Origin of the sequence: Bradyrhizobium erythrophlei (assembly GCF_042430365.1) — a bacterium.
Lineage (GTDB): Bacteria > Pseudomonadota > Alphaproteobacteria > Rhizobiales > Xanthobacteraceae > Bradyrhizobium > Bradyrhizobium erythrophlei.
Window position 1 is genome coordinate 37,269 of sequence record NZ_JBHMET010000144.1, and the last position, 21,356, is coordinate 58,624.

The window sequence follows — 21,356 nt, forward strand, 5'->3', positions numbered from 1 at the left end:
ATCGACGGCACATCATGCGGCATGGTCGAAAGGCAAGCCCCCCGTCCCATCGGAGCGCGGCCCGCCTTTTGTTCATTTTTTCAGGTCAGCGGCAAAGAACTTGGCAGCCTCGGCCTTCGATTCCTGATCAGCCTTGGCGTCGTATCTGATCGGCAGGTTGAATTTCTTGCCGAGCTCGGTGGCTTCGGGGTTCGTGAACGCGTGCACAGCGCCGGGATATTCGATGACCCGATAGTCGGCCTTCGCTGCGTCGAAATCCTTCTTGAGCGCATCGTACTGCTCGCGCTTCACGAAGGCGTCGTCCGCACCGTTCAGCACGAGGATTTTCGCTTTGACGCTGCCCGGCGCAGGCGCAGGGGTATTGAGACCAAGCGTTGCGTGAAAGCCCGCAACGGCGGCAAGATCAGCGCCGGCGCGCGCCATGTTCAACACGACCGCACCGCCGAAGCAGTAGCCAACGGCGCCGATCCGCTGCGGATTGACCGAGGCTTGCTTGGCGAGTTCGCCCCGCGCTGCGTTGAAGCGCTGCTCCATCGCCTGCGGATTCTCCATCACTGACGACGAGAGCGCGCCGGCGTCCTTCGGGTTGTCGGCGGTCTTGGCATCGCCATACATGTCGGCAATGAAGGCCGTGTAGCCCTGCTCCGCGAACTTCCGCGCCTCGCTATGCATGTGGTTGGTGATGCCCCACCACTCATGCACCATCACGATACCGGGTCGCTTGGCCTGAATCGCGTCGTCGTATACGACGAAGCCCTTCATCGTGGTTTCGCCGTCCGTATACGTGACCGGCTGCTCCCTGATCGCAGCGTTTGCGCTTGTAACCATTGCGAAAGCGCAAAGCGTTCCCACTATTTTCGTTCTCATGCTGACCTCCCCGCGGGTTTGGCACCGCACCAGATTGGCATGCCAGCGATTGCTACGCTAGGCTGTGAAGGCCCTTGCAGGCTGCGCTATGGTGGAAGGCCGGCCTTTCGCAGCCCATCAACCAGGTGCTCCAAGTCTTCGGCGCGTTTGAGAATGGATACCTGCTTCTGGGTGCCGCTGATGCTGTATCTTGGATTCAGGCGTAGAACCTCGCTTGCCTCTACACGAGCATCTTCCATTCGTCCCAGCTGAGCGTACGTCGCGGCCAAGAAGGCGTGGCCATACTGGTGATTGGGCGCGCGGCCAATCGCTTCAGTCAACCAATGTTGGGCATCGTGGTACTCTTTGAGGTGGTAGTGAGCTACGCCGGCCATCAACGGCGCAAAATGCGGATGGAATGGATCAAGGCGCATTTGCAACTTGGCGATGGCAATAGCTCTTGCCGGCTCTCCCACCGAGTAAAAAATTTGCGCAAGCCGGTAATCCGCGAAATTGGGGTTTAGCGCAAGCGCTCTTTCGGCGGCGGCAGTCGCTGCGTCGAAGTCACGCTTCCGGATGATATTATAGCCCAATTCGGCATAGGCTTCGGGCAGGCTCGGATTGAGCGCAATTGCCGTGCGCGCCAATTTGATGGCCAGGTCAAGGATAGTCGGGCTCAAATATTCATCGTTCAGGGGATTGAGCCAAGCCACCCGGTGAGTGCTGGCCAGCATTGCATAGCAACGGGCATATTTCCGATCGATGGCCAGCGAATCTGCAAGATGCCCTCGTGTCCTCAATAATTCCGCCATTTGCCACGAGGACTGGAACGATATCCAGGCCGCAGCCGCGCGCATGTAGTGATCGTAGGCCTGCCAAGTCGCGGGCGGCTTGAGCAAGGTGCGTTCGGCTTCCGCCATGTTCACATGCGCGACCAGAATTGCGGCGATCGTCCGCGCAACGTCGTCCTGGATCGCAAATACATCCTTTAACTTCTGATCATAGCGCTCGGCCCAGCGGTGGACGCCACTTGCAGCATCAATCAGCTGCGCCGTGATCCGAACTCGGTCATTGCCCCGACGAACGCTGCCCTCCAGAACATAGCGCACGCCGAGTTCTCGACCCACCTGACGCAAATCAATCGCTCTGCCCTTGTATCGAAAACTCGAATTGCGGGCGATCACGAACAAGTCGGAGAAGCGGGACAACTCAGTGATAATGTCTTCCGAAATTCCATCCGCAAAGTACTCCTGCTCCGGGTCGCGACTCATATTCTCAAAAGCCAGGACAGCGACCGATGGCTTGTCGGGAAGCGCAAGCGCCGGTCGCGCCGAAGCGTTGCCGAACGACACGCGATAGACCCGCACCGGCCGCGCAATATTCTTCAGTTGATGCTCGCCACTATCTTCGAATTCGACGTCAAGCTTATCCTGCGTATCTTCTCGTACGCGTTGCGACACACAGATACCGCCCGGCTCGCAAAGCGCCTCGAGCCGAGCCGCAACATTTACCCCGTCCCCAAAGATATCGCCGCCTTCTATAATGATGTCACCGGCATTGATGCCAATGCGGAACTCGATCCGTTTCTCAATTCGCACATCGGTGTTTCGGGTGATCATGCCACGCTGTATCGCAACGGCGCATCGCATCGCGCTGACCACGCTGGCAAACTCCACCAACACTCCGTCGCCGGCGCTTCTGATGAGCCGCCCGCCGTGCTTTTCGATCTCGGGATGGAGGAGCGCGGACAGATGGTCGTTCAGCCGGGCATGCGTACCCTCCTCATCAGCACCCATTAGGCGGCTGTAGCCAGCCACATCGGCCACGAAAATAGCACTCAGTCGCCGTTCCACACGGTCTGCGGCCATAAAAGCTCGCCCTGATCCGATCCGATCTTTAATCAAAGTCTATTGTCAGAAGCAGGAGGTGTCTATCGGGCTCCGAACACCGGTGTCCTACAGACCGTGCCAGCCCGCTGAGATCGGCGAGATCGATCTCGGTATCGAATTCTGCCTGTTTTGATGGCGAAGCGTGTGCGATTCGCGGACGGATGGGCGCGCCCGCAGTGTGCCGGAGAGCGCCAAGCCGGTCAGATGACGTTCTTTCGGAGGTTGCGCCCTTGAAGGGCGCGTGGTCCAGTTGTCTTTGAAAATCGCGATACTCGTCGAAAAAGGGATCAGCGCATGACGAGACTCACGCCGCTATTTCTCGCCGCGCTTGTGATGCTCTCCAGTCCCGCACTGCCGAATGATGGGCAGATTACATTGGTTGTGGGATTTGCGGCAGGGGGAACCTCTTCAACCGCAGCCAGAATCATTGCTGAAGCAGCAGAGCAGATTACGCGAACCTCGACGATCGTGGAAAATCGACCTGGTGCGGGAGGGGCGATAGCGGCGGATTGGGTACTTCGGCAAAAGGGGACTCAGACACTCTTGTTCATGTCCTCCACATCGTCACTCAGAACGTCTCCTCAAAGCGAGCTCGTGCCCATCGGAATTTCGGCGACCTTCTCATACGTTGCTGTCACGAGAAAAGACGCTGCCGCGCATCTTGCTGAGTACATGAAGGAAGCCTCGCGCGAGGAGAAATATCGCACCGTAGCCACCGCAGGCGCCGGGAGCATTCCCCATCTCATAGGTACAAAGCTTTTCAACGACTACGGAGTGCCGATGGTGCACGTGCCCTATCAAGGGTCGGCGCCGGCGATCCTCAGTGTCCTTGGGGGGCACGTCGCGGTTGCGATTGTTCCTTTTCCAGACTTTCTCCCGTTTCAAGATTCGCTTCGCATTCTTGCGCAAACCGGCAGCGGGATTGAGACGGAAGGATGGGTCGGCATCTTCGCTCCGCCGGAAACATCAGCGGAGGAAGTCGCCCGACTCTCCGAGATTTTCCGGCAAGCATCGCAACGTTCTCAAGAAAAACTGCAAAATGTCGGATTTAAGCATGTATGGCGATCCGGTGCTGAAGCACGAGCGATGCATGAGAAAGATTACGCCCAGTGGGCGCCAATACTTAAGGTGCTCGGAATTCAACCCTGACACAGCAGCAACGGTGGCCGGCCATGACGTGACTACGGGCTTCACACTCTGCCGTCCGGAGCAGTGTCGATTTTGCGTGCCCTTTGGTCAGGCGCTCCGCCGTCTTCTCCGCATTCGGCAAGCCCATGTTTGGGGGTTGCCTCAAGCTCCGATCACGGAGCCCCTGCACGGATGAAGCACGGAGACCAGTTTGCAGCCTTGTCGGGCGCCGGCGGCCCGGGGCACTACCGGCGCTTTGATACTTTTTGGACCGTCTTGAGCGCTTGGTTGACGCCCTTCAGCGATTCATTGACACCCTCAAGCTGCGCTTGAAGAGCATCCCTGCGCTTCTGCAGGTCCTTTAGCAGTGCTTTCCTTTGCGCCGCGGTCAATTCCTCGAAGTCGATGAGATCCACTGCAAATCTACACATCGCCGCCTCCAAGTGGCAAAAACTAGATTTGATCAATCCCTTGTCCAGTGCGCGGCTGAATTGTCGACAATTTCTAGTAGATAATCAAGCTGGATGATACTCGGATCGGACGAATTTTGGGCTACCTTGCGCGTGGCAGGACCCCGGCACAAAGCTTTGCACTTTTTTCACCGGCTTGGTGCGACTGACCTGATCGTTTCAAGGATCGATCAATCGGCCAAGCTGCTTGTTGGGGTTTGCGGCCGCATTGGCCAAGATTGCCGTGTAATCGGCAATCCAATTCTGGACGGTGTTTGGCTCGAACAAGTCGTCCTTACGCCCGCATATGCCGGTAATCCCCGACGGGGTGTCCTTGAGGGTTATCGAAAGCCAAGCGCGATCGATCGGCATGGCAGACCGTTCTTCTTGGTAGCCGAACGGCCGAACCGTCAGATCGGGCAGCTGGAGCGCTCGGCGGAACGCAACTTGGAGAACGAAATAAACTTGAACGAGCGATGCCGGGCACAAGCCGGTTTCTTCCGCTAGTCGGCTGGCAATGATATCGAAGGGAAGTTCTTGTCTGGCGTAAGCCTCCAAGACGGCCTTGCGCACGCGATTAAGCGCTTCGCTAAAGGTCAGATCAGCATCAAGTTGGGTGCGGATAATCGTTGTGTTCGCGAACGGACCGATCACGCGTTCTGTCCTGAGTTGAGGCCGATTGGCCATCAAAGTCGCTACGCAAATGTCGTTGCGTTCGCTCCGGAGCAACAGCAGAGTCTTGAAACCGGCGAGTAAACTCATGAACAGAGTTACGCCCCGGTCACGGCTCATGGCGCTCAGCTGCGTCACCAGATTGTTCGATATTTGGAATGGTTCCTGGAGAACGCGCGAGGTCAATTCGCTTCCAACGCTGCTTTTCGGGGCCGCAAATGGAGGTGAGGCTTTGTCGAGGCACCGCTTCCAGTAAGCGAACTGTCTGTTTGCTTCCTCGGTGCTGGACCACAAACGCTGCCAGCGAGCGAAGTCGGAAAACTGAAACGATGGTTCCGGCAGCTGCGCCTTCGCACCGGCAATCGAAGCGGCATAGATCTCCAAAAGCTCCTCCATGAAGATTGCCATCGACCAGCCATCAATGATGATATCGTGCATGACCAGAAGCAAAACATTGTCGCTGGCGTCGAGCCGGAAGATGTAGGCCCGGAACAGTGGCGCATTGTTCATGTCGATCGGCGCCAAGGAGCCCCGCTCGGCTTCCAACTTCGCCTTTACCAGCAGCAGTTCCTTGGCCCGGGCATCTCCGGTATGCGCCGGGGCTGCATAATCCTTCACGGTCAGGATTGATCTGACATCGACGTCCGGCACGACGCGAGCGAGAGGAACCTCACCCTGCCAGATAAACACCGTGCGCAGCATGTCGTGCCGACGCACGACCTCGGCAAGGCTCTGCTCGAGCACGGGAATGTTTAGTCGGCCCTGCAATCGATAAGCGAACGGCAGGTTGAACTGGGGTAATCCGGGTAGTTTTCGCTCGATGCGCAGCATGCGCTCCTGCACGATGGACACCGGCTGTGGGCCATCTCCATCAGCGCGCGAGATCTCCGTTGGCGGATCGTGCGGGCGCGCTAACGAGCCGGCGCCCCCTTTTGATGATTCAAGGCGAAGCGCAAGAGCCGCAACGGTCGACGAACTGAAGATATCCTCGAATGACAGGGTGATGCCGAAGCGCTCCTCCACACGCGAAATCATCTGCGTCATGGCAAGTGAATCCACCCCGAGCGCGAAGACATCCTGGTCAACGCTGATCTGATCGATATCCAGGATGTCCTTCCAGATACCGGCCAGTTGACGCTCCAATTCCGAGCTGGGCGCATCTTCCTTGCCGCCGTCCTGGATTGGTCGAGTCTTTGAAAAGCCGGCCGCAAGTTCATTGCGCTTGATCTTCCCGCCGGCGCCTTTCGGGATCTCCGGCACAATCAGGATGAGGCCAGGGACCTTAAACCCGGCCAGGCGTCCTCGGGCAAAGTCTCGGAGACTTTGTGCGCTCACCTTTGCGTCCTGGCGCAGCACGATAGCGGCGGCGACGTCCGCGCCCAGTCGCTCATGGGGGACAGGGAAAACAGCGGCTTCGATCACAGCCGGGTGGCTCAGCAAGGCCCCCTCTACCTCGGCGGGGGCAACCTTCTGCCCGCCCTTATGGATGATCTCCTTGATGCGACCGACGATGAAGAGATACCGGTCGGCGTCCAGGTATCCGACGTCGCCGGTCCGGAACCAGCCGCCCTGAAATGCGGACGCGGTAGCGGCGGCATCATTGTCGTACCCCCTGGTTATGGTGGGACCTCGCAGCGCGATCTCTCCACGTTTGCCGGACGGCAAGCGACGACCTCCACTGTCCAGTATCGCGATCTCGGGGCCGGCCGGCCGGCCGACTGAACCGCGCTTTCGCCGCTGCAAGGGATTTGCAGCGATCTGGGTGGCGGCCTCCGTCATGCCGTAGGTGTCGATAACGGGAACACCAAATAACGCTTCCAGTCCGTCGAGCACTTCCGACGACAGAGACGTCGAAGCCGAACGAACAAGCCGCAAGGAGGACCGCTGCGCAGCCTGCCTGTAGGGATCCGCCGCCAATAGCGCGCGATGGATTGCCGGTACCGCCGTGTACCAGGTTGGTCGAAATTCCGTCAGCCAGCCGAAGAACGCTGTTGCATCGAAGCCGGGCGGACAGACCGCACTGGAGCCCGCCGCAAGCGCGGCCAGAAGTCCCGAGATCAAGCCATGCCCATGAAAGAGAGGCAGCACGCTCAGCAATCGGTCGCGAGCCTCAAGCTCCAAGGCGGCGCCAACGTTGTCGGCCGACAGACAGACGCTCGCATGGGTCAGAGGGACCGTTTTGGGCCGCGACGTACTGCCAGATGTCATCAGGATGAACGCGTCGTCAGCGCTGGACGCAAACTCGTCGTCAGCCAGGAGTTGCGGTGCCCGACCGACAACACTGAACGCGCCGGCCCCCTCGTTGGGCCGCATCGACACATCGATCACGGGCACGCCCTGGATGCGGGCGGCGCGTCGGCTGGCCGAATTCAAGTCAGCGTGCGTCAATAGCGCCGCTAGGCGCAATTCGCCGAAATAACGCTCGTATTCATCACACGTGAAACCCGGATTGAGAGGTACACAAACCGCGCCGGCTGCAACCGTGATCGCCGCTACTGCAGCCTCTGGTCCGTCCGACAACACCACCGCGACCCTGTCAGTTCGGCGCACGCCGATGTTCCGCAACCCGAAAACCACATCGTTTGCCTGCGTCCACAGCGCGCCATACGTCATCGGGAGGCGTGCGGGGGCCAGAATGGCGTGGCGCTCGGGCGCATTTTCCGCATGGTCGGCGAGGAGATCTCGAACGCACGGAAAGGGGCGTCTGCCGGCGCTCTTGCGTGCGATACCGTTCTGCAATTCCTTGACAATATTCGACAACGCCGCCCCCTCTTCGTCAATGTCGCTCCGTATCCTGCGCTGCTGAAGTCATTTCCCAGAACCATCAAACACATTGAAGGGCGAGAATACGCGGATAACGTCGTCGGGCAGTCGACCGCAGGCGCCTCGGCTGAGCTTAGGCAAGTTGCCCATTCTGACAGCATCTTAGGAAGCTCAACGCTTATAGCAGTATGTTGAGCCGCTGTCCGGCGTGGCCGACGACCGTTTCGGGTCAAACGGTGGCACGCTCACGCTCTAAGCGCATGTCGCCATTGCTCCTAAGAGCAGACATCGCGCTTCTATAGTTGCGCCCCTAGCGCGCAGCGCTCGCGCGCCGCTCGCCCTTGATCGCGGGCAGCGCGCTGACAGGATCGGCCTTCACCTTGTCCGGCAGCGATCCGGTCGTGACCGGTTCGGGCAGCGGCGCGCGGGCGGTGGCATCCGGGAAGCGGGTCTTCATTTCGCGGATGAAGCCGTCGAGCGTGTCGACGCTCGCGGCCATCCGCGCGATCTGGGCGAACTCGGCGCTCGAGGTCGCCACCGGCTTGCTGGCGGCGTCGAAGGCGAGCTTGTCGGCCTCGCCCGACATCAGCGGCGCGAATTTTTCCCGGAACCGCGACAGGCCAATGGCGTCCTCCGCGAGCGCGTAGCCAACCACGGCGCGGATGACGTCGGCCTTCTCGCCGGCATTGAGCGGCGTGAAGTCGCGCCAGCGCTCGCCGTAATAGAGCTCGATCTGCTCGGACGCCTCGCGCCATTGCCGCGAGGCCCAGTAGATATCCGAGCGCAGGCGGATCGCCTCGCGGCCGGTGATGTTGGAGATGATGTCGAGCGCGAGGTCGTGGCGGCCGACGTCGCTCTGCGCGCGCGCCTCGAGCAGCAGCCGCTGCGTGCGCAACTCGCCGGAGAGGTCGGCGATTCGCGTCGAGCGCAGTGCGGCGATGGCGCGGTCGGGCTTGCGGTTGGTGAGATAGACCATTGCAAGCCGGGCTGCGACCTGGGCGCGGGCCGCGCCTTCGAGCCGCTTGTCGACCTGGTATTGCAGGAGGTCGGCGGCCTGGTCGAGCAGGTCGACGCTGACGAGGCGGTCGGCGAGACGGCGGATCATCTCGTCGCCGCGGCGGCCGATCGGGGTCAGCTCGCGATAATCGTAGAAGGTGCCGAGCGCGTCGATCGGCGGCATCTCGTCGCCCTTGGGGCCGAGGAACAGCTGCACGAACAGTGCCGACGCCGCGTCCTGCGCCTGGCGCGATTCCGGCGAGTTCGGCTGCAACCGCGTCGCGGCACGGGTCGCGGCGAAGGCGTCCGCATAGCGCCCGGTCTCGGAATAGATCCTGGACAGCACGAACAGCGTCTTCAATTCGATGGCGTCGCCGCGCCACATCATCGACAGCAGCTCGAGCTCCTTCAGCACGTCGGCCTGGCCGATCTCGCCGCGCTTCTGCCGCAGCAGGGTCTCCAGCAGCTTGCCCTCGGCCGCGGCCTGACGATCGGCCGAGTTCGCGGCAAAGCGATAGGCGTCGAGCGCGTCCTTCTCCTGGCCGAGCGCCTCGGCGAGCCGGCCGCGCAACACGGCAACCGCGGGCTTGACGTCGGCGGGAACGCCGATCACGTCGAGCTCGCTCTTGCGCCGCGCGGCGCCGGCATAGTCCTTCACCTCGAGCGAGGCCTTCATCGAGTCCATGGTGATGATGCGTTGCAGGTCGGAGGGCAGCGTCGCCACCGAAAACTCGGCATTCTTGAACTTCTCCCGCGCGTCGGCCCATTTGCCCTGGCGCGCAAAGGCGAGCGCCTTCCACAATTGGGAATCATAGCCGTTGCCGATCACAGGGTTGGCGAGGTCCTTCAGGCCCTGCGCCGGACGGCCGATCAGGATGCTCGCCACCGCGTGCACCATCACCACCGCCGGCTCCTCGCTGCCGCGCTTGCTCTCGGACAGGATCAGATTGGCGACGCCATGGGCTTCCGGGTACATGCCGCGCGCCATGTAGAAATCGGCGAGATCGAGCCGCGCCTGCGGCAACTGCTCGGCGTTGGCCGCCGACATCGCCGTGACCAGGCCGTCTAGCCGCGGCAGGAAATTCTCCGATTGGTTCTTGCGCCATTCGTCGGCATCGAACAGCGGCTTGACGGCGGCGGTGGCGCGCTCGGCGGCGACGTCGGCCGACGACAGCGTCAGGCCGCCCGGCCGTCCCAACATCACCTTATCGGCGCCGACCTCGGCCTTCACGTCGTCGGAGTTCGGATGGACCACGAGGCCATGGATCGATTCCATCAGCGACAGCTCGACGAAATCCTGCCGCTTGATGATGCCGCGGGTCGGCGGCGGCGCGGTGACGACCCAGAGCATGTCGCCGGCATCGGGATCGAGCAGTCTGAGGAGCTGGCCGGGATTGGCCAGCGGCACGCTGACATTGGCGAGCGCGGGATCGGAGATGTTGCGCACCACGGAGAGCGGCAGCGGCGGCTTCTGGACGCGGTCGGCGAAGGTCAGCGTCCAGCTCACGCCGCGCGACCGCTCGTCGCTCTCGAGCGAGGGCATCTGCGGCCGGTTGAGGCGGAAGCGGACCGCGAGCCCCTTCTCCAGCGGCACGCGGCTGACGTCGGCGATCACGGCGCCGCCCTTGGCGCGGATCGGCTCGACGTCGATCGCGTCAGGCGTGTCGAACACCATCCACACCGCATCGGCGCGGCGAAACAGCGCCGCCGGCGTTGCCGCAGGGAACGAGAACGTGACGCGCAGCCCGTCGCTGTCGCGCTGCGCCTCGACCGATGCGCCCTTGGCGCCGGGACGCGCCTCCGCGGGGCGCGCTTCGACCGCGGCCGGCTTGACCATCGGCGCCTCTGGCGCGGCCTCCGCAACAGATGGAGCAGACTTCGGCGCTTCGCTCGCGGCAGACGGCCTAGGCTCAGCCGGCGCAGGCGCGCCGTCATGCGGCATGGCTGATTTCTCCGGCTCCGCTGCCGCTTCCGCGACAGGCGTCGCCGGTGCGGCGGCTGGTACCGGCTTGTCGTGGGCAGGCTGCTCCGAAGCGGTCTCGACCGGCGGCGCGGGCTCGGCCGATGACACATCGGCCTTCGACGGCTCGACCTTGGCCGGTTCGAACTTCGCTTGTTCCGATTTCGCCTGCTCCGATTTGGCTTGCTCCGGCTTGGCCGGCTCGGGCTTGATCTCGATCCTGGCCTGCTCGGCGATGCCTTCCGAGGTCACCGGCGCGATCGCCGGCGGCTGCTGCAGCGGCATCGCCTCCTTCAGCTTGCCGCGCGCGGTCGGCACCAGCGAGGCGGCCGCGGGCATTGCCGACGCCGGGGCGTGCGCGGCGCTGGCGCCATGCGCTTCGGCGGGTGCCGCCTGCTGCTCGCTCTGCTGGAAGGCGACGTCGATGATGTAGTTCTTCTCCTCGCGGAACGAATGCACGTCGACGTCGCCGATCAGGGTCATGTCGACGGCCGAGGTGTCGGCATCGGCGCGCGCGGTGATCGAGGCAACGTTTGGAGGTGCGGCGACCTTGGCGTCGGCGAGGTCGAAGGTCAGCACCGAGTTGAACGACAAGGTCAGCTTCTGCTCGTTCAACACCGAGGAAACGCCGACGCCGTCGGGCACCTCGAATACGAAACGCACGAAGGTCGGCTGCACCAGCGCGCGGACGCGCACCGGCGGCTTCTTCTTCGCGGCCTCGGCGGCGCGCTGCTGCCGCAACAGGCGTTCGGCGGCGCGGGCGCGCTCGGCAAGCTCGCGGATCACCTCCTGCGGCAGCGACGGCGGCGGCCCGGTCCAGCCGTCGGGCAGGAAATCGACGAAGATGCGCTCGCCCGCCGTCATGGTGTTGACGGTCACGCGACGCGTCAGCGAAAGGCGGATCGCCGAGCCGTCGGGATCGCGTCGCGCCATGCCGACATAGTCGGGCACCGCGTCGGCCAGCTTCTCGACGGGGATGTCGACCGGACGCTTGAAGCGGATCACGATGATCGAGCCCGCAGTCATCACCTGGGACTCGACGTCCTCCTTCAGCTTCAGCACCAGCCGGGCATAGCCGTTGGCGGCGAAGAACGTCGCCTCGCCCCGCACCGGGTCGTCAGCCCGCGCGGCGGCCGGGATGATCAGGCCAAGGACGAGACCTGCGGCGAACGCACGCAGAACCGCAGCCCGCGCCCATGCGCGGCCTTGCGACCATGTTCCAGCGGCAGCCGTTCGCGCCATCTCGAAACGTCTTCTCGGGATCTCAGCCAAGCCAGCGCGAAGCGCCCTCGCCCACGCGCCTCCGATCTTGGATTGGTGGCGTTAAGGAGCTGTTAAACACGCCCGTTTGCGATGCCTTAATTGATCGAAACCGCAGGACGCGCCGCCGGCACCGTCGTCAATCTGTCACAGCGCCGTCAGTTCGACTTCGGCGTCAGCATCTTGCCTTCGATCTTGGGCAGCTCGGCGGTCGAGGCCGACTTGTCGCCGCCGGCGCGGCGGGCGAGCTCGACGGTAAGTCGCTCGGCGGCCTCGGGCTGCATCAGGCCTAGAATGTCGGACATCTTGCGCGGCTGGATCTGCGAGGCGATGTCGTAGAGCACGTTCATCTCGAGGCGGTCGAACACCTTCGCCGCGTCCTTCGGCTTCATGTTCTCATACATCGTGACGATACCCTTGAAGCGCGCCGCGTCGGCCTCGGCCTTCGCGGCCGCGGCGGCGCTCGACTTCGCGTCGTTGGCCTTGGCCTCATCGACCTTGGCCTCGATGCGCTTCTCGGCGGCCTTCAGCAGGCTCTCGCGAATCTCGACCTCGCGTGCGCGCTGCTCGAGCTCCTGGCGGCGCGCCTGCAGCCGTTCAAGGATCGCGCGCTCGGAGGCCGACACCGGCGCAGCCTGCTCCATGTTGACGACGACGCCGTCGGGCTTCGGCGGCGGCTCGGCGGCGGCGGCCGGCTTCGGCTCCTCCTTCTTTTCTTCCTTGCCGTGCACCGATCCCGTGATGTCGGAGGGGTCGACCTTGATCTTCGGCTCGGCACGGACCTCGGTGCCGCGCGGGAAGTTGAAGTTCTCCTGCGCCCATGACGGCTTGGTCGACTGCGGATCGTAGTCGAACACATAGCCGCCATCGAGCACGAGGCCCGCGATCTTCAGCACCATCAGGCCGAAGATCGCGACCAGGACGACGGGGATGACCCTGATGTCACGGAACGACTTCATGCAGCGAGACCGCTGGCCCTCCGGCGTTCGGTGAAGGCTTCAGCAGCGGCCGCGACCGCGCGCGCGGTGGAAACCTTCGGCGCCGGCGGCGCCGCTGGGGCTGCGGGTTCGGCCGGCCGTGCCGCGAGCGCGATCTTGGAGAGACGGCGCACCACATTGTCGCCTTCGGCGAGCGCGTTCCTCAGCTGGATCGACATCTGCGTCGCCTCGGCGAGCTGGGTGCCGAGGTTCTCGTTGACGTCGCGCACCGTGTGCTTGAGCCCGCCGATCGCGCGCTCGGCGATCTCGGTCGCGGTGATCAGCTCGGCAATCGTCGCCTTCAGCGAATGCTCATCGGCCTTCAGCCGCTGCAGCCGTTTGTTGAGCAACCAGCAATAGCCGATCGTCACCGTCAGGAGCACGGCCACCAGACTCTCGATTGCTATTCCAAGTCCATGACTCATGGTGCCTCCATCATCTTGGTCTGCTCGTCGGCCTTCTCGAACATCGCGAAGGTGGTTTGGGGTTTGCGCAAATTCTTGGTGACCCGGATCGCGACGCGGTCGCCGACCCGGCCCATGCGCCCTTCGGTCAGGGTGACGTTGCCGCAGCGGACCGAGACCAGCGCATCGGAGCGGATCTCGAGCGGCAGGGTGTCGCCGACCTTCAGCTTCATCAGCTGCTTCAGCGGAATGTCGGCCTCGTACAGCACGGCGTCGACCGCGATCTCGGCCTGCGCGACCTCGGTCGCGAAGTGGCCTTCCCAGATCGGATCGCGGCCGAATTTTTCGCCCATGAACATCTGCAACAGCACGTTGCGGATCGGTTCGATGGTTGCGTAGGGCAGCAGCAGCTCGACATTGCCGCCGCGGTCCTCCATGTCGATGCGCAACCGCACCAGGATCGCGGCGTTGGCAGGGCGGCTGATCGCGGCGAAGCGCGGATTGGTCTCGAGGCGGTCGATCGTGAACGTCACCGGCGACAGCGGGCGGAACGCCTGCTCAGCATCGGCCAGCACCACCTCGACCAGCCGCTTGACCAGATTGGTCTCGATCGTGGTGTAGGGCCGGCCCTCGATGCGGAGCTGGGTCTGGCCGCGGCGGCCGCCGAGCAAGACGTCGATCATCGAGTAGATCAGGTTGGAATCGACCATCGCGAGGCCGAAATTCTCCCACTCCTCCGCCTTGAACACCGAGAGCACCGCCGGCAGCGGGATCGAGTTCATGTAGTCGCCGAAGCGCACCGAGGTGATGCGGTCGAGCGAGACTTCGACGTTGTCGGAGGTGAAATTGCGCAAGCTCGTCGTCATCAACCGCACCAGGCGGTCGAACACGATTTCGAGCATCGGCAGGCGCTCGTAGGACACCATCGCGGAATCGATGATGGCGCGGATGCCGGAATGGTCGTCGAGATTGACGTCGCCGACGGTGAAGCCGAGGAGATTGTCGATCTCCTCCTGCGAGAGCACGCGCTCGCTGTTGTTGTTCTTGGCGCCGAAGTCGCGGCTGCCGTCCTCGACCATGGCAGCCCATTGCAGCGCCATGCTCTCGGTGAGTTCGTTCTTGGCGGCCTCTTCCGCGGCGACGGCGGGATCCTCGGAGTCGAGCGAGGCTTCCCATTGTGCCGCAATGGCGTCCTGGTCCATCTGGTCGTTGCCGGCCATGGCTCTACATCCGCCCCGTCACTGGATCACGACTTCCTTGAACAGCACCGCGCTGACCTGGTTGGGCGCGAGCGCCGAATTGACGCGCCTGGTGAGCTCTTCCTTGAGGCGGAACAGGCCGGCCGAGCCGTTGAGGTCGCTCGGGCGCAGTTCGCGCATATAGGTCTGGAACAGGTCGGTGACGCGCGGCAGCGCCGGCTTGATCGCCTCGACCTGCTTCTCTTCCTTGACCTCGAGCACGAGCTTCAGCTTGAGATATTGCACGCGCTCGCCGGGGGCGCCGACCAGGTTGACCATCATGTCAGGGACGTCGACGAAGGACGGCGGCTTCGGCGGCGGCGCCTCGGCGTGGTGCTCCTCGCCGTGGCCGCGCATGAAGAAGAACCATCCCGCCGCACCGCCGCCGACGATGAGGAGGAAGCCGACGGCGGCAATGATCAGCTTGAGCTTGCCCTTCTTCGGGGCGGCCTCTGCGCCCTCGCCGCTATCAGGTTTTTCCTCGTCCGCCATCGTCCGCCCGCTTCAAATGAAGGATGCGAACGCGATTGCCACCAGCCCAGGCTTTCAAGACGCGATACATGCCGCCGGCGCACACGCGCGCCCCAATGACGGCAACGCTACGGTAATAATGGTTAACGGAAGCTTAGGATTACCCCTCAACTAGGAAAAAACTGCCGGGCAAATATGGTCAACAAACCGTTTCTGCCGCCCCGCTGAACATCCGGCAAAACGCCTACCCCCTTCAAAACACACAACATTCCCGGTTGGCACGGCTTTCGCTGAGAGGACGGCGTAACCGAAGGGCTTGGGAGAGCCCCAGAGGTTATCGACGGTCCGGCGTGGCGGCTTGGGAGAGCTTTCGCATCGGATCACCTCACAGGGGAGAACCACCGATGCAGAATACGCTTCTGGTCGGATTATCGAAGCAGATGGTGCTGGAACGGCAAATGGATGTCGTTGCCAACAACATCGCCAATGTCGGCACCACCGGCTACAAGGCCGACCGGTCGCTGTTCCAGGAATATTTGGCGTCGAACGCGCATGAGGACAATTTCGTGTCCCCGGACCGCCGCATCTCGTTCGTGCAGGACCGCGCCACCATCCACGATTTCAGCCAGGGCCCGTCGCAAGAGACCAAGAACCCGCTCGACGTCGCGATCGACGGCGCGGGCTTCCTTGTGGTGCAGACGCCCGGCGGCGAGCGCTACACCCGCGACGGCAATCTGCAGATCAACAACCAGGGCCAGCTCGTCAACAGCTCGGGCTTTCCGGTGCTCGGCGATTCCGGCCCGATCGTGTTCCAGCAGACCGACAAGGAGATCAGCATCGCCGCCGACGGCAACGTCACCGTGCTCGAAGGCATCGGCCGCATCGACTCGGTGCGCGGCAAGCTGCGCATGGTCTCCTTCGCGCAGGCCCAGCGCCTGCTCAAGGAGGGCTCCAACCTCTATGCGGCCGGCGAAGCCAACGCGCCCGCACCCGACACCAAGTCGCAGCTGCGCCAGGGCTTCATCGAGAAGTCGAACGTCAATTCCGTGACCGAGATGAGCCGCATGATCGAGATCACGCGGACCTACACCCAAATCGCTGCGCTGCTGCAGCAGCAGAGCGACCTGCACAAATCGGCGATCGACAAGCTCGCCGACGTGCCGGCCTGATCCGGGGGACTGACCAATGCGCGCACTCTACACCGCAGCGACCGGAATGGCGGCACAGGAACTCAACGTTCAGGTGATCTCCAACAACATCGCGAACCTGCGCACCACCGGCTACAAGAAGCAGCGCGCCGCGTTCCAGGACCTGATCTACGACCATGTGCGCCGCGTCGGCGCGCAGGCCTCCGCCCAGGGCACCATCCTGCCTGTCGGCATCGATCTCGGCGGCGGCGTGAAGACCGTCGGCACGCCGCGCCTGATGAGCCAGGGCACGCTGTCGCCGACCGGCAACGACCTCGACATCGCGATCCGCGGCGAGGGCTTCTTCAAGATCCAGATGCCGGATGGCACCTTCACCTACACCCGCGACGGCTCGTTCCAGATGGACAACCAGGGCCGTATCGTCAATGCGCAGGGCAACCCGGTGCAGCCGACGATCACGATCCCGCAGAACTCCTCGCAGCTCACTATCAACAGCCAGGGCCAGGTCTCGGTGGTATTGCCGGGCTCGACCACCCCGACCACGCTCGGCCAGATCGGCCTGACCCGCTTCATCAACAAGGCCGGCCTGCAGCCGATCGGCGACAATCTGTTCACGGACACGCCGGCCTCCGGCCAGCCGCAGGACGGCACCGCCAACAGCGACGGCTTCGGCGACATGCAGCAGTCCAACCTCGAACAGGCCAATGTCGAGGTGGTCTCGGAAATCTCCGACCTGATCGCAGCCCAGCGCGCCTACGAGATGAACGCCAAGGTGATCTCGGCGGCCGACCAGATGCTGCAGTCCACCTCCAACCTGTTCCGCTGAGGATGATCTCGATGCTCGCCCGCTCGCTCCTCATCGCCTCCGCCCTGCTCGCCGCCGGCGTCACGTCGGTCGCCGCAACCGCGACCTCGGCAAACGCGCAAAGCCGCAACGACGCCATCGCCGTGCCGGCGCTGCGCGGCAATGTCACGGTATCAGGCGACATCGTGCGGGTCGGCGACCTCATCGACAATGCCGGCCCCGCCGCCACCATCGCGATCTACCGCGCGCCCGACCTCGGCACCACGGGCACGCTGCCGGTCGCGCAGGTCCTCAATGTGCTGCGCACCCACCAGATGATCGGCGTCGACACCCGCGATCTAAAGGAGATCACGGTGACGCGGCTTTCCCGCACCCTGGAGACGTCGGAGATCCAGCAGCAGGTCGCGCGCGCGCTCGAGCGCCGCAACGGACTCGGCGACGCCGCCAACATCTCGCTGACCTTCGACCGCGATCCCGGCGACATGCGGCTCGAATCTTCCAACTCCGGCGCGATGCAGCCGGTTGCGGTGCGCTATGAGCCGCGCAACTCCCGCTTCGACGTCACGTTCGAGATCGCCAACGAGGCCGGCACCGCCCCACTCAAGCTGCGCTTCACCGGAACGGCGGTCGAGACCGTCGAGGCCGCGGTGCTGGTGCGCAATGTCGAGCGCGGCGAAGTGCTGAAGGCCTCCGACGTGCTGGTCGAGCGGCGCCCGAAAGCGGAGGTCGGCGGCGAGGCCGCGGTGCGCGACGGCGCCGTCGGCATGCAGGCGCGCCGCCAGCTCCGCGCCGGGCAAGCGCTGCGCACAGCCGATCTCGCGAAGCCAGATCTCGTCACCCGCGACCAGGGCGTCACGCTGGTCTATCGCTCAGCCGGCCTCTACCTCACCATCCGCGGCAAGGCGATGGACGGCGGCGCCGAGGGCGACGTCGTCAGTGTGATGAATCTGCAGTCCAAGCGCGTCGTCTCCGGCGTCGTCACGGGCCGCGGCGAAGTCACGATCAGCGTCGCCGCGCCGCGCCAGCCGGTCGCCGACGCCGAGCCCTCCGCACCAGTCAAACTGAGTTCAGTCGCTCCAAACGCCGAGTAAAGTTCATGTACGCTTATCGTATCAACCGTCTCATCCTGACCGGCGCCCTGCTGGCGCTCGGAACAATCGCCAGCGGTTGTTCGTCGATCGACCGTCTCTCCCAGATCGGCGAGAAGCCGAAGCTGACGGAGATCGAGAATCCGACCACGCAGCCGGGCTACAAGCCGGTGCAGATGCCGATGCCGAAGCCGGAGGTCGCCTCCTACAGCCCGAACTCGCTGTGGCGGAACGGATCGCGGGCCTTCTTCAAGGACCAGCGCGCCGCGCGCGTCGGTGACATCATGACCGTGACGGTGAACTTCACCGACAAGGCGGCGATCGCCAACGAGACCCAGCGCAGCCGCACCAACAAGGAAGATTCGGGGATCACCAACTTCATCGGCGCCCAGACCATCACGCAGGCGAACAAGATCCTGCCCGGCCGCATCCTCACCGCCGACTCGACCGCCAGCAGCGACGGTAAGGGCTCGGTCAACCGCCAGGAAGCGTTGCAGACCAACGTCGCCGCCGTCGTCACCCAGGTGCTGCCGAACGGCAACCTCGTGGTCGAAGGCAAGCAGGAGATCCGCGTCAACTTCGAGATCCGCGAACTGATCGTCGCCGGCATCGTGCGCCCGGAGGACATCCAGAGCGACAACACCATCGACTCCTCGAAGATCGCACAGGCCCGCATCGCCTATGGCGGCCGCGGCCAGATCACCGACGTGCAACAGCCGCGCTACGGCCAACAGGTCATGGACGTGCTGCTGCCGTTCTAACCTTTCTTGAGCTCCCACATCTCGTCGCGAACCTAGGCGCGACGCGGTGTACCAACGCGGCCCTCGTCAGCTCCCCTGGCGAGGGCCGCGGTCGTTTCCTCTCCGCAAAAAGGACCTCGCAATCCGCCTCCTTACAACTTTCAGAGCCTCCTTCTCGAACCGTTAACTGTCGCGCGATGGCGTGCTGGCGGTTGACCGCGTCGCACCTTAGCTAGACGCGGCGCAGTGTTCTTTCCGAAATGTCTTGCAATGCTCAGAGACGGCGAATACGCGGCCTGGTTCCGGACGGCGCGCGGTGAAGGCACCGGGATCGTCCATCTTTTCAACGGCCGCATCTCTGGCGGCGACTCCATGTTCGTCTACAGCGGCTCCTATCAGGTCGAGCACAACAGCTTCACAGCAACGCTGCTGACCCGACGCTACGCCGACGGTCCGACCACCGTGTTCGGGCTCGACGAGGTCGAGGCCGAGTTGACCGGAGAGTTCAGGGGCACCACCGCGGTCTGCGCCGGCACTGCGAAGCAGGCGCCCGGCCTGCGCTTCGAGGCGACGCTGTTCCTGCAACAGGAGCCCGCACCCGCGCCCGAGCCGAAGCGTCCCGCGACGTCGCCTGATCTCAGGAAATTGCCGCGGCTTCCGGCCGACCGCCGCGCGGCGAAGCCGTTCGTCAAGCGCTTCGGCTGATCACCGGATACCGGCCGCGCAATTGTCAAGACCAGATCCGCTCCGGAAGCCCGTGGCGCCGCCGCCCGGCCGGGCGTAGCATCGCCAGCGCGCGAAGCGCAGCACGAACCGATGCAGCCGGAAGGAGGACCACATGTATGCCGCCATCCGTCACGCCAAGGCGAAGTCCGGCACGGCCGAAGAACTCGCACGCCGGATCAAGGAAGGCGCGATCCCGATCATCAGCGACGTCGAAGGCTTCATGGCCTATTACGTGGTCTATGCCGGCGACGACACGGTCACCGCGATCAGCATCTTCAACAATTTTGCCGCCGCCGAGGAAGCCAACCGGCGCGCGCTCGCCTGGATCGACGAGAATCTCGGACCCCTGCTGGTCGGGCAGGCCACCGCGGTCGCGGGTCCGGTGATCGTCCATACCAAGGCGTGACGGCTGCAGATCTTCTTGACGTCGCCCCGAGGCGCTGCGCGTAGCGCCTCGCCAATCGCCTGTGGTTGCGAGAGGGAAAAACTTGGCTCAGCAGTACTTTCCGCGTGTGCAGTGACATTAGCATACGTGTCCGCAAGGGCGAGCGGATAAAGGGGGCTCCCGCTGGGCCGCGCCATAGCTCTGATTTGCCCGACGTGGCAAGCCCTGCCCCGAAGAATATTTCTGTTTTTTGGAAGCGCAAATCAGTGTATTGATTTGCCCGTTCCTCCCGACACGAGGGGCGGCTCGCGATCGTCACGAACGTGGTGTGGCTGGTGTCTCCTCGCAAGACACCGATCCTCAATGCGGCGGTCGATCAGGGCAAGCTCAAGATCGTCGGCGGCGTCTATCGGCTCACCGACGGCAAGGTCGAACTGATCGGGTGAAGCTGTTGGGATAACCAGAGGTGTCGACAAACACTCGGTGTCGTCCCGGCCTAGTGCGCGATTGCGCACGGGAGCCGGGACGACCACGATTGTTCTACGTGAACTTCGCCTCCACCTTGCCGAGACCATCGAGCTCCATCACGACGCTGTCGCCGGCCTTCAGCCACACCGTCTTCACCAGGCTGCCGGTCAGCACGATCTGCCCGGCATGCAGGCCCCGCCCGTCGGCCGCGAGATGATTGGCAAGCCAGGCAAGTGCGTTGTGGGGATGGCCGAGCACGTCGGCGCCGGTGCCGCGGCCCTCCTCCTTGCCGTTGACGATGGCGCGGCCGGTGACGCGAAGCAGATCGGGCGCAGCAATGCGCGGCACCGCCGCGCCGAGCACGCAGCCGGCGGCGAAGAAATCGTCGGCAATCAGGGTGGGCGCGCCCAGCGTCTCCCATTTGACGTAGCGGTCGTCGACGATCTCGATCGCGGGATGATAGGCCTCGATCGCCTCAGCCACCCATTCGGCGGTGAACGGCGCCTCGCTGGCCGCGAGGTTGCGCGCGAGGCGAACCGCGATCTCGCACTCGACGCCGACATGGACGTAATCGCCGGCGGGCAGTTTCACGCCGCTGTCGTGCACGACCTTCTCGAACACGCCGCCGCCGCAGGGATGCGGAATGTTGATGTATTGCTGCATCACGGCACTGGTGCAGCCGATCTTGTAGCCGACGAGGCTGCCGACCTGTCCACGCAGCAGATCGTGCAGCGCGCGCTGCACCCGGTAGCCCTCGGTCTCGTCGCGCGGGACGATATCGGCTGGCAATGCCTTCAGCGGCGCGCGGCTGCGGCGGGCGGTAGCGATTGCTTTTGCGGCCGCGAGGATCCTGTCCATCGGCGCAGCCTCCCTGTTGTCCTGTTTGCTCATCGCAATTCAGCACCCGGGGCGTTGGCTGGCAAGTCTATCAGACGGCAGACGC

Annotated in this window: 17 protein-coding genes and 1 pseudogene; 8 read left to right on the forward strand and 10 right to left on the reverse strand. The window is 63.7% G+C overall.

The genetic code is table 11. The features are described 5' to 3' along the window. Window positions 1-72: 72 nt before the first annotated feature. Window positions 73-867: a dienelactone hydrolase family protein gene (locus tag ACFFWD_RS21795; RefSeq protein WP_376968542.1), complete on the reverse strand. Its 795-nt coding sequence runs from the start codon at window positions 865-867 to the stop codon at window positions 73-75. An 86-nt stretch (window positions 868-953) separates the two neighbouring features. Beyond that, window positions 954-2,714, reverse strand: coding sequence for an adenylate/guanylate cyclase domain-containing protein (locus tag ACFFWD_RS21800; RefSeq protein WP_376968543.1), 1,761 nt, complete (start codon window positions 2,712-2,714; stop codon window positions 954-956). Between the two features lie 315 nt (window positions 2,715-3,029). On the opposite strand from ACFFWD_RS21800, the gene ACFFWD_RS21805 reads away from it, so the two are divergent. Beyond that, window positions 3,030-3,884, forward strand: coding sequence for a Bug family tripartite tricarboxylate transporter substrate binding protein (locus ACFFWD_RS21805; protein ID WP_376968544.1), 855 nt, complete (start codon window positions 3,030-3,032; stop codon window positions 3,882-3,884). A 224-nt stretch (window positions 3,885-4,108) separates the two neighbouring features. Here ACFFWD_RS21805 and ACFFWD_RS21810 read toward each other — a convergent pair whose 3' ends face one another. The 7 genes from ACFFWD_RS21810 to fliL form a co-directional block, all read right to left on the reverse strand. Further along, window positions 4,109-4,279 (reverse strand): hypothetical protein, encoded by a 171-nt coding sequence (locus ACFFWD_RS21810; RefSeq protein ID WP_193395257.1) that lies wholly within the window; start codon window positions 4,277-4,279, stop codon window positions 4,109-4,111. 213 nt (window positions 4,280-4,492) lie between these two features. Continuing rightward, window positions 4,493-7,744 (reverse strand): AMP-binding protein, encoded by a 3,252-nt coding sequence (locus tag ACFFWD_RS21815; RefSeq protein WP_376968545.1) that lies wholly within the window; start codon window positions 7,742-7,744, stop codon window positions 4,493-4,495. A gap of 313 nt (window positions 7,745-8,057) precedes the next feature. After that, window positions 8,058-11,945, reverse strand: a complete 3,888-nt coding sequence (locus tag ACFFWD_RS21820; protein WP_376968546.1) for a tetratricopeptide repeat protein — start codon at window positions 11,943-11,945, stop codon at window positions 8,058-8,060. A 176-nt stretch (window positions 11,946-12,121) separates the two neighbouring features. Beyond that, window positions 12,122-12,922 carry a MotE family protein gene (locus ACFFWD_RS21825; RefSeq protein WP_376968547.1) on the reverse strand — a complete coding sequence of 267 codons (801 nt, stop codon included), beginning with the start codon at window positions 12,920-12,922 and terminating at the stop codon, window positions 12,122-12,124. Then, on the reverse strand, window positions 12,919-13,365 hold the full coding sequence (locus ACFFWD_RS21830; RefSeq protein WP_376968548.1) for a DUF6468 domain-containing protein: 447 nt from the start codon (window positions 13,363-13,365) through the stop codon (window positions 12,919-12,921). The genes ACFFWD_RS21825 and ACFFWD_RS21830 overlap by 4 nt, the downstream gene beginning before the upstream one ends. Beyond that, a complete protein-coding gene (gene fliM / locus ACFFWD_RS21835; protein ID WP_376968549.1) occupies window positions 13,362-14,564 on the reverse strand; it encodes a flagellar motor switch protein FliM in 1,203 nt (400 codons plus the stop codon). The genes ACFFWD_RS21830 and fliM overlap by 4 nt, the downstream gene beginning before the upstream one ends. 18 nt (window positions 14,565-14,582) lie before the next feature. Then, on the reverse strand, window positions 14,583-15,074 hold the full coding sequence (gene fliL, locus ACFFWD_RS21840; protein ID WP_376968550.1) for a flagellar basal body-associated protein FliL: 492 nt from the start codon (window positions 15,072-15,074) through the stop codon (window positions 14,583-14,585). 383 nt (window positions 15,075-15,457) lie between these two features. Here fliL and flgF point away from each other — a divergent pair, with 383 nt between their 5' ends. The 7 genes and pseudogenes from flgF to ACFFWD_RS21875 form a co-directional block, all read left to right on the forward strand. Beyond that, window positions 15,458-16,222, forward strand: a complete 765-nt coding sequence (gene flgF, locus ACFFWD_RS21845; protein ID WP_376968551.1) for a flagellar basal-body rod protein FlgF — start codon at window positions 15,458-15,460, stop codon at window positions 16,220-16,222. Window positions 16,223-16,238: 16 nt separating this feature from the next. Next, window positions 16,239-17,027, forward strand: a complete 789-nt coding sequence (gene flgG / locus ACFFWD_RS21850; protein ID WP_376968552.1) for a flagellar basal-body rod protein FlgG — start codon at window positions 16,239-16,241, stop codon at window positions 17,025-17,027. A gap of 2 nt (window positions 17,028-17,029) precedes the next feature. Next, on the forward strand, window positions 17,030-18,097 hold the full coding sequence (flgA, locus tag ACFFWD_RS21855; RefSeq protein ID WP_376968553.1) for a flagellar basal body P-ring formation chaperone FlgA: 1,068 nt from the start codon (window positions 17,030-17,032) through the stop codon (window positions 18,095-18,097). 5 nt (window positions 18,098-18,102) lie between these two features. Further along, window positions 18,103-18,855 carry a flagellar basal body L-ring protein FlgH gene (gene flgH, locus ACFFWD_RS21860; protein ID WP_376968554.1) on the forward strand — a complete coding sequence of 251 codons (753 nt, stop codon included), beginning with the start codon at window positions 18,103-18,105 and terminating at the stop codon, window positions 18,853-18,855. 249 nt (window positions 18,856-19,104) lie between these two features. Beyond that, window positions 19,105-19,539 (forward strand): hypothetical protein, encoded by a 435-nt coding sequence (locus ACFFWD_RS21865; protein ID WP_376968555.1) that lies wholly within the window; start codon window positions 19,105-19,107, stop codon window positions 19,537-19,539. Between the two features lie 133 nt (window positions 19,540-19,672). Continuing rightward, a complete protein-coding gene (locus ACFFWD_RS21870) occupies window positions 19,673-19,966 on the forward strand; it encodes an antibiotic biosynthesis monooxygenase (protein ID WP_376968556.1) in 294 nt (97 codons plus the stop codon). Between the two features lie 332 nt (window positions 19,967-20,298). Then, window positions 20,299-20,391, forward strand: a pseudogene (locus tag ACFFWD_RS21875) (carbonic anhydrase); the annotation flags it as partial. A gap of 94 nt (window positions 20,392-20,485) precedes the next feature. Here ACFFWD_RS21875 and ACFFWD_RS21880 read toward each other — a convergent pair. Beyond that, a complete protein-coding gene (locus ACFFWD_RS21880; RefSeq protein ID WP_376968557.1) occupies window positions 20,486-21,271 on the reverse strand; it encodes a 2-keto-4-pentenoate hydratase in 786 nt (261 codons plus the stop codon). Between the last annotated feature and the right edge of the window lie 85 nt (window positions 21,272-21,356).